Origin of the sequence: Sphingomonas sp. LC-1 (assembly GCF_025371035.1) — a bacterium.
Classification (GTDB): domain Bacteria; phylum Pseudomonadota; class Alphaproteobacteria; order Sphingomonadales; family Sphingomonadaceae; genus Sphingomonas; species Sphingomonas sanguinis_E.
Genome location: NZ_JANZXB010000001.1, coordinates 180,276 through 194,332, shown reverse-complemented (window position 1 = coordinate 194,332; position 14,057 = coordinate 180,276). Strand labels below are relative to the sequence as shown.

General features: G+C 66.5%; 15 protein-coding genes. 2 read left to right on the top strand and 13 right to left on the bottom strand.

Annotated features, from left to right (window positions below; all coding sequences use genetic code 11):
• Window positions 1-104 precede the first annotated feature (104 nt).
• From NZL82_RS00885 to NZL82_RS00840, 10 genes are read right to left on the bottom strand one after another with little or no spacing between them, the layout of a single operon-like run.
• Window positions 105-836: a 3'(2'),5'-bisphosphate nucleotidase CysQ gene (locus tag NZL82_RS00885; protein WP_261267898.1), complete on the bottom strand. Its 732-nt coding sequence runs from the start codon at window positions 834-836 to the stop codon at window positions 105-107.
• Window positions 833-2,746, bottom strand: a complete 1,914-nt coding sequence (cysN, locus tag NZL82_RS00880; protein WP_261267897.1) for a sulfate adenylyltransferase subunit CysN — start codon at window positions 2,744-2,746, stop codon at window positions 833-835. Before cysN ends, NZL82_RS00885 begins: the two co-directional genes overlap by 4 nt.
• Window positions 2,746-3,645: a sulfate adenylyltransferase subunit CysD gene (cysD, locus tag NZL82_RS00875; RefSeq protein WP_261267896.1), complete on the bottom strand. Its 900-nt coding sequence runs from the start codon at window positions 3,643-3,645 to the stop codon at window positions 2,746-2,748. The genes cysN and cysD overlap by 1 nt, the downstream gene beginning before the upstream one ends.
• 49 nt (window positions 3,646-3,694) lie before the next feature.
• Window positions 3,695-3,913: a hypothetical protein gene (locus NZL82_RS00870; protein ID WP_261267895.1), complete on the bottom strand. Its 219-nt coding sequence runs from the start codon at window positions 3,911-3,913 to the stop codon at window positions 3,695-3,697.
• 39 nt (window positions 3,914-3,952) lie between these two features.
• Entirely contained in the window at window positions 3,953-5,206 is a 1,254-nt protein-coding gene (locus tag NZL82_RS00865) for an N-succinylarginine dihydrolase (RefSeq protein ID WP_261267894.1), read from the bottom strand.
• Between the two features lie 5 nt (window positions 5,207-5,211).
• Window positions 5,212-6,231 carry an arginine N-succinyltransferase gene (locus tag NZL82_RS00860; protein WP_261267893.1) on the bottom strand — a complete coding sequence of 340 codons (1,020 nt, stop codon included), beginning with the start codon at window positions 6,229-6,231 and terminating at the stop codon, window positions 5,212-5,214.
• Window positions 6,228-7,430 carry a hydrolase gene (locus NZL82_RS00855; protein WP_261267892.1) on the bottom strand — a complete coding sequence of 401 codons (1,203 nt, stop codon included), beginning with the start codon at window positions 7,428-7,430 and terminating at the stop codon, window positions 6,228-6,230. The genes NZL82_RS00860 and NZL82_RS00855 overlap by 4 nt, the downstream gene beginning before the upstream one ends.
• Before the next feature lie 48 nt (window positions 7,431-7,478).
• Window positions 7,479-8,390: a YdiY family protein gene (locus NZL82_RS00850; RefSeq protein WP_261267891.1), complete on the bottom strand. Its 912-nt coding sequence runs from the start codon at window positions 8,388-8,390 to the stop codon at window positions 7,479-7,481.
• An 11-nt stretch (window positions 8,391-8,401) separates the two neighbouring features.
• On the bottom strand, window positions 8,402-8,917 hold the full coding sequence (locus tag NZL82_RS00845; RefSeq protein ID WP_261267890.1) for an RNA pyrophosphohydrolase: 516 nt from the start codon (window positions 8,915-8,917) through the stop codon (window positions 8,402-8,404).
• A 2-nt stretch (window positions 8,918-8,919) separates the two neighbouring features.
• Window positions 8,920-9,894: an alpha/beta hydrolase gene (locus NZL82_RS00840; protein ID WP_261267889.1), complete on the bottom strand. Its 975-nt coding sequence runs from the start codon at window positions 9,892-9,894 to the stop codon at window positions 8,920-8,922.
• A 19-nt stretch (window positions 9,895-9,913) separates the two neighbouring features.
• On the opposite strand from NZL82_RS00840, the gene NZL82_RS00835 reads away from it, so the two are divergent.
• Window positions 9,914-10,849: a histone deacetylase gene (locus NZL82_RS00835; RefSeq protein ID WP_261267888.1), complete on the top strand. Its 936-nt coding sequence runs from the start codon at window positions 9,914-9,916 to the stop codon at window positions 10,847-10,849.
• Entirely contained in the window at window positions 10,846-12,216 is a 1,371-nt protein-coding gene (locus tag NZL82_RS00830) for a deoxyribodipyrimidine photo-lyase (protein WP_261267887.1), read from the top strand. Before NZL82_RS00835 ends, NZL82_RS00830 begins: the two co-directional genes overlap by 4 nt.
• A gap of 21 nt (window positions 12,217-12,237) precedes the next feature.
• Here NZL82_RS00830 and NZL82_RS00825 read toward each other — a convergent pair whose 3' ends face one another.
• From NZL82_RS00825 to NZL82_RS00815, 3 genes are read right to left on the bottom strand one after another with little or no spacing between them, the layout of a single operon-like run.
• Window positions 12,238-12,378, bottom strand: a complete 141-nt coding sequence (locus NZL82_RS00825) for a DUF2256 domain-containing protein (RefSeq protein ID WP_261267886.1) — start codon at window positions 12,376-12,378, stop codon at window positions 12,238-12,240.
• Complete coding sequence (gene aroB / locus NZL82_RS00820; protein ID WP_261267885.1) at window positions 12,378-13,478, bottom strand: 3-dehydroquinate synthase; 1,101 nt, start codon at window positions 13,476-13,478, stop codon at window positions 12,378-12,380. The genes NZL82_RS00825 and aroB overlap by 1 nt, the downstream gene beginning before the upstream one ends.
• Window positions 13,475-14,017, bottom strand: coding sequence for a shikimate kinase (locus NZL82_RS00815; protein WP_261267884.1), 543 nt, complete (start codon window positions 14,015-14,017; stop codon window positions 13,475-13,477). The genes aroB and NZL82_RS00815 overlap by 4 nt, the downstream gene beginning before the upstream one ends.
• Window positions 14,018-14,057 lie beyond the last annotated feature (40 nt).

Sequence of the window (14,057 nt, the reverse complement as noted above, 5' to 3'; positions counted from 1 at the left end):
CAGCATCGCACGCCCATGGACCAGCCCATGTGACGTTACAAGGTCACGCGCCCAGGAAATGTCGGTGACATAACACGGATCATGACGGCCAAGGCGCAAACGCCTTACCCCTTGGCGATGGCGTCGAGGACCAGTCCGGCGACCTCCTGCCGACAGATCAGCAGGTCGGGGAGCAGCGGATTCTCACAGTTATAGACGAGCGGTCGTCCGTCGATCCGCGAGGCGTGAAGGCCGGCGGCAAGCGCGACGGCGGCGGGCGCGCAATTGTCCCATTCATATTGCCCGCCGTCATGCAGATACACATCGGCACGCCCCTCGACCACGGCCATCGCCTTCGCGCCCGCCGAACCCATCGGGATCAGTGTCGCGCCCAGCCGGTCGCCGACGCAGCGTGCGATGTCGGGGGCCCGGCTGCGGCTGACGACGACGCGCAGTCCGACCGGGCAGGGGTCATGTCGGGGAGGCAGGTCGTCGGTCGCGAAAACCTGACGCCGGTCGGGCACCGCCACCGCACCCAGTGCCGGGCTACCATCGATTGCCAGTCCGATATGGACCGCCCATTCGTCCGAGCCGGTAGCATATTCGCGGGTTCCGTCGAGCGGATCGACGATCCACACCCGCCGCGCGGCGCAGCGGGCGCGGTCGTCGACCGACTCTTCGGACAGGATGAAGTCGTCCGGTCGTGCGGCGCGCAGCCGATCGAGGATCAGCATGTTGGCGTCCCGGTCGCCCAGCGCCCCCAATGCCTTACCCTCCAGCCCGCTCGAAGCGCGCAGGTGCCTGAGCAGTTCGCCGGCCTCGACGGCGACCGACCGGGCGAGTTCGGCGTCGCTCACAGGTCGTAGCTCCAGATGCCCAGGACCCGCTCGACGATCCGGCTGGCCGCTTCCTCCGCCGTCTCCTTGGTCGTGTCGATCCGCATTTCGGGTCGCTCTGGAGCCTCATAGGGGCTGGAGATACCGGTAAACTCGGCGATCTCACCCGCGCGCGCCTTGGCATAAAGGCCCTTCACGTCGCGATCCTCCGCCACGGCCAGCGGCGTGTCGACGAAGATTTCGATGAACTCGCCCGCAGGAAGCAGCGCTCGGACCATGTCCCGCTCGGCCCGGAAGGGCGAGATGAAGGCGGTGAGCACGATCAGTCCCGCATCCGCCATCAGCTTGGCAACCTCGCCCACCCGGCGGATATTCTCCACCCGCCCGGCTTCGGAGAAGTCCAAGTCGCGGTTCAGGCCATGGCGGATATTGTCGCCGTCCAGCAGGAAGCTGTGGCGGCCCATGCTGTGGAGCTTCTGCTCGACCAGATTGGCGATGGTCGACTTGCCCGATCCCGACAGGCCGGTGAACCACAGGACCTTGGGCGTCTGGCCCTTTTGCCGGGCATGGGCCTCGCGGGTGATGACCGCCGACTGCCAATGGACATTCTGGGCGCGGCGCAGTGCGTGATCGACCATCCCTGCTGCGACCGTCGCGTTGGTCGCGCGGTCGATCAGGATGAACCCGCCCAATGCACTGCCCTTATCATAGGGCTCGAACACGATGGGGCGGTCGGCATAGACCTCTGCCAGGCCGATATCGTTGAGCGCCAGCGTGTCGGCGGGACGCTGTTCCTGGCTGTTCACGTCGATCACATGACGCGGCGGCTGGACGGTCGCGCCGACCACCTGCGTACCGAGCTTGAGCGAATAGCTGCGCCCCGGCACCATGGCCGCATCGGCCATCCAGACGATGGTGGCGACGAACTGGTCCGCGATTTCGGGCGGGTCCTCGGCCGCGGCGATCACGTCGCCGCGCGAGCAGTCCACTTCCTCCGCCAGCACCAAGGTCACCGCCTCGCCCGCAATCGCCTCTTCGCGGTCGCCGTCAAAGGTGACGATCCGCGCTATGCTGGTCGTGCGACCCGAGGGCGCGATCCGGACGCGGTCGCTGACGCTGACCCGACCGCTGGCGATCAGGCCCGCAAAGCCGCGGAAATCGAGATCGGGTCGGTTGACCCACTGGACCGGCATACGGAACGACGCGACCACCGCGCGGTCGCCGTCGATCGCCACCGTCTCCAGATGCGGGAGCAGCGCGGGGCCCTCATACCAGGGCATGTCGGGTGAAGGCGTGGTCACATTCGCGCCGGTCAGCCCCGACAGAGGGATGGCGTTGAAGTGTTCGATCCCGATGGTCTTCGCGAAGGCGGCATAGTCGGCAACAATGGCGTCGAAGACGGACTGGTCATGGCCGACCAGATCCATCTTGTTGACCGCCAGCACGATCTCCTTGATCCCGACCAGATGCGCCAGATAGCTGTGCCGCCGCGTCTGGGTCAGCACGCCCTTGCGCGCGTCGATCAGGATCACCGCCAGGTCGGCGGTCGAGGCGCCCGTCACCATGTTGCGGGTATATTGCTCGTGGCCCGGCGTATCGGCGACGATGAACTTGCGCTTCTCTGTCGCGAAAAAGCGGTACGCGACATCAATGGTGATGCCCTGTTCGCGCTCGGCGGCGAGGCCGTCGACCAGCAGCGCGAAGTCGATATTCTGCCCCTGCGTACCGACCCGGCGGCTGTCCGCCTCGAGCTGGCTCAGCTGATCCTCGAAGATCGTCTTGGAATCGTAGAGCAGCCGCCCGATTAGCGTCGACTTGCCGTCATCGACCGAGCCGCAGGTGATGAAGCGCAGCATCGACTTGGCGGCGTGGGTGGCGAGATAGGCGTCGATATCGGCGGCGATCAGCGCGTCGGGTTGATAGGCGGTCATCAGAAATATCCCTCGCGCTTCTTCTTCTCCATACTGGCGGCCTGATCGTGATCGATCGCACGCCCCTGTCGCTCCGACGTCGTGGTCAGCAGCATCTCCTGGATCACTTCGGACAGCGTTGCCGCCTCGCTTTCCACCGCGCCGGTCAGCGGGTAGCAGCCGAGCGTGCGGAAGCGGATCGAGCGATCCACCGGCACCTCGCCGGGGCGGAACTGGAAGCGGTCGTCATCGACCATCAGCAACAGGCCGTCGCGCTCCACCGTCGGGCGTGGGGCGGCGAAATAGAGCGGCACGATCTCGATGCCTTCCTGCAGGATATACTGCCAGATATCGAGTTCGGTCCAGTTGGACAGCGGGAAGACGCGGATGCTCTCCCCCTTGTGGATGCGGCTATTGTAGAGGTTCCACAATTCGGGGCGCTGTGCCTTGGGGTCCCAGCCATGCGCGGCCGAGCGGAAGGAGAAGACGCGCTCCTTGGCGCGGCTCTTCTCCTCGTCGCGCCGTGCGCCGCCGAAGGCCGCGTCATAGCCGCCAGCGGTCAGCGCCTGCTTGAGCCCTTCGGTTTTCCACATATCGGTGTGGCGGCTGCCATGGTCGAAAGGGTTGATCCCCAGTGCCTCGGCCTCCGGATTGCGGTGGACGATCAGCTCCATGCCCGCTTCCTCGGCTGCACGGTTGCGGAGTTCGTACATCGCCCGGAACTTCCAGGTCGTGTCGACATGGAGCAGGGGGAAGGGCGGGCGTGCCGGGAAGAATGCCTTTTTGGCAAGGTGCAGCATCACCGCCGAATCCTTGCCCACCGAATAGAGCATTACCCGCCGCTCCGTCTCGGCGACCACTTCGCGCAGGATATGGATGCTCTCGGCTTCGAGGCGTTGCAGGTGAGTTAGGCCAGTCATCGGATTGTCAGATAATGTCGCCAGCGAACCGTGCGACCAACTTATCCTGTCAATCACGATAGTCCCGCTCCAGCGAGTCCAGGATTCGGGACCCTGCCATGAACACCGCGATGGGGCAGGCAAGGAACAGGATCCGGCCCGGCCAGCCCGGATAGGCCGATAGATAATGCATCCCCCGCTCGACCGCGCCGAGCCCGAGCCCATAGATGACGAGAAATGCCTCGAACTTCGTCTTGATCGTGAACAGGGCGACGATGCGGGACCACATGGGCACGGTTACACCACCGCACGACCCAAAGGCCAAGCGTCAAGTCGAAGCCAATATGAGACAGTCGAGTTCGGTGAGCAGTGCGGTGCGCGCCGTTTCGATCCGCTGGATCAGCGCCGGATCGCCGATCTCGTCCGGGTCGATCGATTCGGGCCAATGCGCCTCGATGACCGCGGCGATCCGGTCGAGCCGGGCAGGATCGACCAGGAAGCGCGGATCGATCGTCGCGGGATCGGCCACGACGCGCAGGCGAAGACAGGCCGGTCCCCCGCCATTCGCCATCGACTCGCGGACATTCACCACCTCCAGCCGCCGGATCGGGCCGTTGCCCGCGACATGGTGCTGCAACCACGACCAGACGGGTTCGTTGTCGCGCGCTTCCTGCGGCAGGATCAGGGTCGGCTCGCCGCCCGGCGGGGTCACGAGCTGCGCGTTGAACAGATAGGATGCGATCGCATCCTCCAGGCTGACGCGGGCGGCGGGAACCTCGACGATCTCCACCTCGGGCATGATGCTGCGCAGATCGGCATAGAGACGGGCGGGGTCGGCAAAGGCCTGTTCGTGCGCGAACAACACCCGCTCGTTGGCGACGGCGACCACATCGTTGTGAAAGGCTCCCGCCGCGATCGCCGCCTCCGACTGGCGCGCGAACAGCACGCGGTCGGGGGACAGGCGATGCGCGCGCGACACCGCCTCACAGGCCTGGCGGTGCTGGCGCGCGGGGAAGGGGCCGCCGGTTTCGCCATAGACGAAGACCTCGACGCCCGGCCGGTCATGCGCTGAGCACAGCCGCATATGGTTCGCCGCGCCCTCGTCCCCGAACGGTGCGGGGACGGGCGAATGCACGACAAAGGCCGGGTCGGCGAAGGCGAGGCGAAGCTGCGCCAGGGTCGCGGGCCATTCATGGCTGCGATGCGGCATGGTCAGCAGGTTGGCGACGGTCAAATGGCACCGCCCGTCCCGGCTGTCGGGGGCGGGGGAAACGGTCGCGGCATTGGCCGCCCACATCGCCGAGGCCGACAGCGCCTGTGCCTTGAGCACCGGGCCGGCCGCGTCATAATCCGTCGCCAGTCGTTCGAGCCAAGGCCGATCGGGGCGAGGATGTGGCAGAAAGATACCCTGCACCAATCCCAAAGCGAGATTGGCGCGCATCTTCGCGATCCCCTGCAACGCGGCGGCGCGGGGATGCGAGGTCCTGCCCGCATTGCGGGTAGCGGCCAGATTGCCATGGCTGAGCCCGGCATAATTATGGCTGGGGCCGATGATGCCGTCGAAGTTGATCTCTTTCAGCATGATCCTTACCGATCGATATGCAGGACGGTGTCGCCGACCGACAGGTCGAGCGTCTGCGCGGTGTCTTCGGAGACGATGACTCCGCCGTCCCCGTCGCGTATCTCGCCCAAGGCGCAGCGGAAGTCGGCCAGCCGCCCGACCGCGACCAGTGCCTCGCGCCCCGAATGGACGTCGATACCGACGACCCTGCTTTCGCGTGCATCGCGGATCGTTCGAACCTGATCGGTCCGCGCCGTCATGGTCGGACCGCCATCGAAGATGTCGATATAATGTTCGAAGGCGAACCCCTCATTTTCCAGCATTCGCATCGCCGCGCGGCCCGAAGGGTGGGGCAGGCCGATCGCGGCGCGGGCCGTCTCGGTCAGCATGGCGGTGTAGATCGGATGCTTGGGCATCAGGTCGGCGATGAACTGGTGCCCATGAATGGCGTTGAATTCGTCCGCCTGCTGGAAATTCATTCCGAAGAAACGGCCCGCCAGCCCATCCCAGAAAGGCGATCCCCCCGCCTCGTCGATCACGCCGCGAAGTTCCGCCAACACCCGGTCGGCGAAGCGCGCGCGGTTGGCGCGCATGAACAGATAGCGGCTGCGGGCAAGCAGCAGGCCCAAGCCGCCCGCCCGCTCGCCGGGGTGGAGGAACAACCCGCCCACCTCGCTCGCGCCCTCCAGGTCGGTGGTCAGCGACAGCATCTCGGCGCGAAAGGTCCGGTCGAGTTCGCGGCTATGCTGGGTCAGAGTGCCGATGCGATAGCTGTAGAAAGGATGTTTCTGCCCGACACGGGTGAAGATCTGGCAGGTGCCGCGAACGTCGCCGGTGGCGCGGTCCTCCAGCATCAGGACGAACAGCTCGTCCTGGATGCCGCCGTCCGACTCCCGTGCGAAGGCCTCATGGCTGCGTGCCAGCTTGGCGGTCAGCGCGCGGCGGTCGGGGGGCAGGTTGGTGAAGCCGCCGCCTGTGAGCTTGGCCATTTCGTAAAGGTGACGAAGGTCGCTGTCGACGGCGGCACGGATGCGAAAGCTGGTCATGCGGCACCGATGATGCGCAGGATCGTCAGGGTGGACAAGCCCGCCCGCTCGGCCAGGCTGTCGATCAGCATATATTCGTCCGGCGAGTGGATCGCGCCGCCGCGAACGCCCATGGTGTCGACAACCGGCACGCCGGCCGCCGCGATATTGTTGCCGTCGCATACCCCGCCGGTCGCCCGCCAGCCGATCGACAGGCCCAGATCGGCACCCGCGCTACGCACCGTCTCGAACAACGCCGCCGCGCCGTCGTCGATCGGCTTGGGCGGTCGGTTAAAGCTGCCATGGATTTCGACGCCCACCTCATGCTCGGCGGCGATACGCTCTGCGATCGCCTTCATAGCGGGGCCGGTCCGTTCGATCGCCGCCAGCGCGCGCGGGCGGAAATTGACCTGGAGCATGGCGAGGTCGGGCACGACATTGTTGGGCCCGCCGCCATCGATCCGCGCCGGGTTGACGGTGATGTCCTCCGCCGCCAACCGGCTGAGTTCCAGCGTGATGCGCGCGGCGGCGACGAGGGCGTTGCGGCCCTCCTCGGGATTGCGGCCCGCATGGGCGCTGCGTCCGCGCACGACGATGGTGAAGTTGCCGGTGCCGCCACGTGCGCCCGCCAGCGTGCCGTCGGGCAGCGCAGGCTCATAGGTCAGCGCGGCGACCTTACCCGCCGCCAGTCGGGAGATCAGCGCCGCCGACGAGGCGGAACCGGTTTCCTCGTCCGAATTAATGAGCACGTCATAGCCCAGCCGATCGGCCAGCGGGCTCTCCTCCACCGCGTGAAGCGCGGCCAGCAACACCGCCAGCCCGCCCTTCATATCCGCGACGCCGGGCCCGCCCAGCCGGTTCGCGTCGATCCGCGTCACCGCCTGAAAGGGATGGTCGACCGGATAGACGGTGTCCATATGGCCGGTGAACAGCATCCGCACGGGCGCGTCGGGACGGACCGAGAGATGCAGGTGCCGGCCATGCTCGATCGGCACCGGACGTCCATCGGGGCCGACCCGCTCGACCGGGTCGGGCGCGACCATGGTCAGGACGCCGGGCAAGGTGCCGAAACGTTCCGCCAGATGATCGGCCATGATCGCCAGTCCGGGCAGGTTGCGCGTGCCGCTGTTGATCGCCGACCATTGCTCTGTCAGCGCCAGCATGGGGTAAGCGGCGGCGGACGCGACCGCGTCCCGTTCGATCCTGTTCAGACTGTCCATGACGACAGCCTAGGCCATGGAAGGGGGGCAGGTGAACCCCCGCGCCGGTCAGAAGCTGTAGACCACCGATGCGCGGGTGATCGTGTCGGTCGTCTGGCGGCCGAGCGGCGGCTCGCTTTCATATTGGACGTTGTAGGAAAACTGCGCCGATAGCGGCCCGAACACCTTGGCGTTGAGCGCGGAGTTGGTGCCGACCGTGCTGTTGAACCGTTGCAGATAGGCCGAGGCGGTCTGGTTGAACGAGATGGCGGGGGTCAACTTCCAGGTGAAGTTCAGATTGCCGCGCGCCGCCAGGGCGCTCTCGATGCGGTCGTCGGTGAACTCCGTATGACGGAAGGCTGGGCCCAGTTCCACGTCCAGCGTCATGTTGGGCTTGCGGATCGCGCTGTAGCCCGCCCCTGCCGAGGCCGAGAAACGGTTGAAATAGCCCAGGAACCGGTCGCTTTCATATTGCGCGGCGCCATAGACATAGTTGTTGGCGTTCAGTTTGAAGTTCGGCTCGTAGGAGGCGACATAATGTTCGCGGCTCGTGACGTCGAAGCTTTCCTGATAATCGCCCTGCAGGTGAAGCTTGTGTCGCCATTGCAGCCCCTCGCGGGTCAGGTCGACCACGCCGGTCAGGCCGATATTCTGGCTGTTCCCGGTGGTCGCGAAGCCGCCCAGTTCGACACGGCCGTGCCACAGGTCGAAAAAGGTCGCCTCGCGCAGGGTGCGGCTGCGGCTCGCGGTCTTTTCGTCGCGCCACACATCGGCCATCGCGTCGATCGCATCGGCGGCCTCGGGCACGGCATTGCGCGCATAGCGGACGACGGTGGTGATGTCGTTCTCATTCCCGCTGGCGATCGCCGCCTCCAGCATCGCGCGGATCTGCGGCGGGATCAGCGCGGGGTCGGGATCGTTCGGTTCGGCATTGGCCAGCAGGCCCAGCGCGATGGGGATCAGCAGCAGCCGCTTGGTCATGATACCAAGCCTTAGGCCGATCGCGGCGCGACGGGAATGGCGGCGTCCCCCTGCGGTGCGGCGAAATGCTCCGCGAAGACGACCAGCAGTTCCTCGTACAGCGCCTTTTTGAACGGCACGATCATCGCGGGCAGCGTCTGTGGCTCGGTCCAGCGCCAGGCGCGGAATTCGGGATGTTCGGTGTCGATGCGGATGTCGCCGTCCTCGCCCAGGAAGCGATAGAGGAACCAGATTTGTCGCTGGCCGCGCCACTTGCCCTTCCACACCTTCCCGATCATGTCCTCGGGCAGGTCATAGGTCAGTTCGCGCGGCGCGCGGGCGATCAGTTCGACCTTATCCGCGGTGACGCCGGTTTCCTCGAACAGCTCACGCAGGCCCGCGGCGTCGGCCTCCTCGCCCGGGTCGATCCCGCCTTGCGGAAGCTGCCATGCCTCCAGCGTCGAATCGATCCGCTGCCCGACGAAAACGCGGCCGTCGCGGTTCATCAGGATGACGCCCGCGCAGGGGCGATAGGGGAGGTCGGTCATCATCATTGTCCCATGGGGCGTGCCGCATCCGCCTCCACGATCAGCGACTTCAACGCAAGCAGGAATGCGGCAAGGTCGGCCATGCCCGATGGGATCGCCTTGCGCAGCGTGGCGAAGCCGTGGATCGTCCCCTTCGCCTCGCGAAAGCTGACGGGCACCCCGGCGCGGGCGAGCGCGGCGGCATAGGCGCGGCCCTGGTCGCGGATCGGGTCGCACTCGGCGGTGACGATCGCGGCGGGCGGCATGGCCGACAGGTCGCCGCGCATCGGGGCGGCGCGTACATCGGCCAGATCGGCGGCATAGCAGGCGACGAACCAGTCGAGCATCGCGCGGGTCAGGAAATAGCCGTCCGCGAAATCACGCAGCGACGGATGCGCCCGCGCCATGTCGGTGGCGGGGTAGAGCAGTCCTTGCGCCAGAACCGGCACGGCAGCGGGACGATCGCGCAGGCTCATGGCCGTCACCGTCGCCAAAGTGCCGCCCGCGCTGTCGCCCATCAGGACCAGTCCGGTCGTGTCCGGCCGGTCGGCAATCCACCGCGCCGCCGCTTCGCAATCATCGGGGGCGGCGGGCCAGCGATGCTCGGGGGCCAGTCGGTAATCGAGCGACAGCACCGGCAGGTCCAGCGCGCGTGCGATCTCGGCGGCCAGCGGCGCATGGGTGTCGACATCACCCAGCACGAAGCCGCCGCCGTGCAGGAACAGCACGACCGGCCCCGCCGCCCGCTCCTCGCGCGGATCGAACAGCCGCACCGGCATCGCGCCGCCCGGCCCATCGATGGTGAAGCGGCGGTCGATGCCGAGCGGCCCGATCGGCGGATCGGTCAGGTCGCGGGCCGCCCGCATCATCAGGCGCGCGGCCTCGGGTTCCAGATCCTGCTGGGGTGGGCCGGGCAGACGATTATAATAGCCCAGAAACCGCGCCACATCGGCGCGCAGTTCGGGCAAGGGGCCCTCGGCCCTCCTATCGCGGGTCATGACATCCTAACTAGGCAGGATGATCCATGTCGTCCATCACCCGGCCTATGTGACCGAGGTTCCCACACGCTCCACCTATCGCTGGGGCAAGAATGGCGCGATCCGCGACCTGCTGCGCCGACAGGGCGACGCCGTGGCCTGGACCGAGCCGGCGCTGATGCCGCCCGCATGGATCGAGGCGGTGCACGACCCGGATTATGTCGCAGAGGTGCTGGAGGCGCGGGTGCCGCCGGAAAAGACGCGCCGCATCGGCTTTCCGATCACCGAACAGGTCGCCTATCGCGCGCGGGCGGTGCCGGGCGGGAGCTGGACCGCGGCGATGCTGGCCTTGCATCACGGCTTTGCCGCGAACACCGCCGGGGGCAGCCATCATGCGCTGGCCAATACGGGGGCGGGTTATTGCATCTTCAACGACCTGGCGATCGCGGCGAACCGGCTGGTCGAGGAAGGGACGGTCGCCCGGGTCGCGATCGTCGATTGCGACGTGCATCAGGGCGACGGCACCGCCGCGCTGACCGCCGGGCGGACCGACATCGTCACCTACTCCATCCATGCCGAGAAGAATTTTCCGGCGCGCAAGGCGCGGTCCACGCTGGACGTCGGCCTGCCGGACGGAGTGGACGACGATGGCTATCTGGCCGAACTGGACGCCACGCTCCGGCCCTTTCTCGACGAGCATCGACCCGACATCATCCTCTACCAGGCGGGTGTCGATCCCTTTGTCGGGGATCGGCTGGGGCGGTTGTCGCTCAGCGACAAGGGACTGGTCGCGCGGGAAAATCTGATTGCCAATCTGGCATTGGCGCGGGGGCTGCCGCTGGCGAGCACGGTGGGCGGCGGTTATGGCGACGATGTGATGGCGATCGCGGAGCGGCACGTCACCGCCATATTGACGCTCGGAAAACGATGGAAGGCGGTGGAACCTGGGGGCAAGCGAAGCGTAGCGGTCCGATGACTGCTGCCCCCTCCATCCTGTGGTTTCGACAGGATCTTCGCCTTCACGATCAACCTGCACTGCTGGCGGCGGCGGAGGCGGGTGCCGTCATCCCGGTCTATATCCTGGACGACGACACGCCCGGCGACTGGCGGATGGGAGAGGCGCAGCGTTGGTGGCTCCACCACAGCCTGACGTCCTTGGCCGAAGATCTGAAGCAACGGGGTAGCCGCCTGATCCTGCGGCGCGGCGCGGCGACGCAGGTGCTCCGGGCGCTGATGGAGGAGATGGGCGCGGAGACGATCCATGCCATCCGCCATTACGAACCCTGGTGGCGCAAGGCGGAGGACGAACTGGGCGATGGGATTTGCCTGCATGACGGCAATCATCTCGCACGCCCCGAACTGGTCACGACCGGCAGCGGAAAGCCGTTTCGCATCTATTCCGCCTTCTGGAAGGGCCTGCAGGGCCATTTGCCGCCCGAGCATCCGCTCGACCCGCCCAAGGCGCTGAACGCGCCGGAGCGATGGCCGAAGAGCGAAACGCTGTCGGACTGGGCATTGCTGCCGACCAAGCCCGATTGGTCGACGGGCTTCGACAGCGACTGGACGCCCGGCGAAGCGGCCGCGCGGGAGCGGATCGAGGATTTCCTTCCAAAGGCGACCGGCTATGACACGGGCCGCAACATGCCCTCGGAAGAGGGAAGCTCGCGCCTGTCCCCGCATCTCCACTTCGGAGAGGTGTCGGTGCGCACCGTCTGGCATGCGCTCGACCGGCATGCCGATACCGAGACGTTTCGCAAGGAACTGGCGTGGCGGGACTTCACCGATGGCGTCGTGATGGCGCTGCCCGATTATGCCGATCGCAACGGCCGCGAGGCTTTCGATCGTCTGCCATGGCGCCAGGGGAAAGAGGCCGATGCCGATCTGAAGGCCTGGCAGACCGGGCGCACCGGCTATCCGATCGTGGATGCGGGGATGCGCCAGCTTTGGACCACGGGCTGGATGCACAACCGGGTGCGGATGATCACCGCCTCGTTCCTCATCAAGCATCTGCTGATCGACTGGCGCGAGGGGGAGCGCTGGTTCTGGGACTGTCTGATCGATGCGGATTACGGCAACAACTCGGTCAACTGGCAATGGGTCGCGGGGACGGGGATCGACGCCAACATGTTCGGCCGTATCATGGCGCCGCTCAGCCAGTCGGAAAAGTTCGAGGCGGGCGACTATATTCGAGAATGGGTGCCGGAACTGAAGCATTTGTCCGACACGGCGATCCACGATCCCGACGGGGCGGGGTGCCGGCCCAAAACCTATCCGGCCAAGATCATCGGCCATCGCGAAGGGCGGGAGCGGGCGCTGGCAGCAGGTCGGGCCGCGCGGGGATAGAGCGGGGCCGAGGGGCAACCCTCACCGCTTTTTTCGGCACGTATCCGAACAGTAGATCACATTCTCCCAATCCCGCGCCCATTTCTTGCGCCAGGTGAAGGGGCGTCCGCAGGCGGGGCAGGTCTTGCTCGGCAAATCCTGTTTTCGGACGCCATTGGGCATCAGCGCGGTTCCGCGTCCAGAAACGCCGCGATGTCGGCCAGATCGACCGTCTTGTCGAGATAGGTCCGGCCGATCCCTCGGGCGAGCAGGAAGGGCAGGGTGCCCGCCGCCATTTTCTTGTCGTGCTTCATATGCTCGACCAACGTCGCGGAGGGGGCATCGATCCCGGCGGCGGCGAGACCGTCGGGCAAACCGACCGCACGCAGATGCGCGGCGACCCGTTCGGCATCCTGACGCTCGCAAAGGCCCTTTCGAACCGAATAGCGGAACGCCAGCGCGCAACCTGCCGCCACGCCTTCGCCGTGAAGCAGCCGGTCGGAAAAGCCCGCTTCCGCCTCCAGCGCATGGCCGAAAGTATGGCCCAGATTGAGAAGCGCGCGAATGCCGTTGGTTTCGTGCTCGTCCGCGGCCACGATCCGCGCCTTGGCGGCGACCGAGTGGGCGATGGCATGGACGCGCGCATCCGCGTCACCCGCCATCAGCGCGGAGCCGTTCGCCTCGCACCATTCGAAAAAGGCGAAATCGTCGATCAGGCCGTATTTCACGACCTCGGCATAACCGGCCCGAACCTGTCGCGCGGGCAGCGAATCGAGCACCTGCGGATCGATGAGCACCATGGCAGGCTGATGGAAGGCGCCGATCAGGTTCTTGCCCGCCGAGGTGTTGATCGCCGTCTTGCCCCCGACCGACGAATCGACCTGCGCCAGCAGAGTCGTGGGTATCTGGACGAAGCGGCAACCGCGCTTGACGATCGAGCAGGCGAAACCGACCAGATCGCCGATCACCCCGCCGCCCAGCGCAATGACATGATCCGACCGCTCGATGCCCAGTTCCAGCAGCCGGTCGCAGACAAGCTCGAGCATCGCCCAGCTTTTAGTCTTCTCGCCCGGCGGCAGGATGATCGCCTCGCTATCCACCCCGGCGGACGCCAGCGAAGCCTGCAACGCGGCGAGATGGGGGCGGACATTCTCATCGGTGACGATCGCCATGCGGCGTCCGCGCGACAGGGGGGCGAGCCATTCGGCGGCGCGCGGCAGCAGCCCGGCCTCGATATGGATGGGATAGCTACGGTCGCCGAGCGACACGGTGACGGTCTTCATCGTCCGATGGCTTTCAATATGGCGTTGACGGTGGCCTCGTGCGGCCCGCGCTTGCTGGAGACATGGATGGGGGCGAGCGCATAGATCGGATTGCGGACCGCCGACAGTTCGCGAAGGACCTTCAGCGGATCCTTGCCGCGCAGGAGCGGGCGGGTGTCCCGGCGCTTCACGCGTTCGGCCAGTACCTCGGGCGTCGCGTTCAGCCAGATGGCGGTCGCCTGTTCCAGGATCAGCGCGCGGGTCTCGTCATTGATGAACGCGCCGCCGCCGGTGGCGATCACCTTGGGCCGTCCATCGACGAGCCGGGCGATCACCCGGCGTTCGCCGTCGCGGAAATAGGGTTCGCCGAATTCGGCGAAGATTTCGGACACGCTCATGCCCGCGGCTTCCTCGATCGCGGTGTCGGCATCGACGAAGGGCACCCGCAACCGATTCGCCAGACGGCGACCCACGGTCGACTTGCCCACGCCCATCAGCCCGACGAGTACGATGGGTGACCCGTTCCAGCTTGCATCTACAGGGTTGTGGCTTTGCAACATTGCACTCTGCGCTATACAGCGTGCGCGCGCCCGGCAACAC

Bases quoted from the DNA above. Each gene is read 5' to 3' on its own strand.
- cysN (WP_261267897.1), bottom strand. From the start codon at position 2,746: ATGACCGCCTATCAACCCGACGCGCTGATCGCCGCCGATATCGACGCC.
- cysD (WP_261267896.1), bottom strand. From the start codon at position 3,645: ATGACTGGCCTAACTCACCTGCAACGCCTCGAAGCCGAGAGCATCCAT.
- NZL82_RS00870 (WP_261267895.1), bottom strand. From the start codon at position 3,913: ATGTGGTCCCGCATCGTCGCCCTGTTCACGATCAAGACGAAGTTCGAG.
- NZL82_RS00865 (WP_261267894.1), bottom strand. From the start codon at position 5,206: ATGCTGAAAGAGATCAACTTCGACGGCATCATCGGCCCCAGCCATAAT.
- NZL82_RS00860 (WP_261267893.1), bottom strand. From the start codon at position 6,231: ATGACCAGCTTTCGCATCCGTGCCGCCGTCGACAGCGACCTTCGTCAC.
- NZL82_RS00855 (WP_261267892.1), bottom strand. From the start codon at position 7,430: ATGGACAGTCTGAACAGGATCGAACGGGACGCGGTCGCGTCCGCCGCC.
- NZL82_RS00850 (WP_261267891.1), bottom strand. From the start codon at position 8,390: ATGACCAAGCGGCTGCTGCTGATCCCCATCGCGCTGGGCCTGCTGGCC.
- NZL82_RS00845 (WP_261267890.1), bottom strand. From the start codon at position 8,917: ATGACCGACCTCCCCTATCGCCCCTGCGCGGGCGTCATCCTGATGAAC.
- NZL82_RS00840 (WP_261267889.1), bottom strand. From the start codon at position 9,894: ATGACCCGCGATAGGAGGGCCGAGGGCCCCTTGCCCGAACTGCGCGCC.
- NZL82_RS00835 (WP_261267888.1), top strand. From the start codon at position 9,914: ATGATCCATGTCGTCCATCACCCGGCCTATGTGACCGAGGTTCCCACA.
- NZL82_RS00830 (WP_261267887.1), top strand. From the start codon at position 10,846: ATGACTGCTGCCCCCTCCATCCTGTGGTTTCGACAGGATCTTCGCCTT.
- NZL82_RS00825 (WP_261267886.1), bottom strand. From the start codon at position 12,378: ATGCCCAATGGCGTCCGAAAACAGGATTTGCCGAGCAAGACCTGCCCC.
- aroB (WP_261267885.1), bottom strand. From the start codon at position 13,478: ATGAAGACCGTCACCGTGTCGCTCGGCGACCGTAGCTATCCCATCCAT.
- NZL82_RS00815 (WP_261267884.1), bottom strand. From the start codon at position 14,017: ATGTTGCAAAGCCACAACCCTGTAGATGCAAGCTGGAACGGGTCACCC.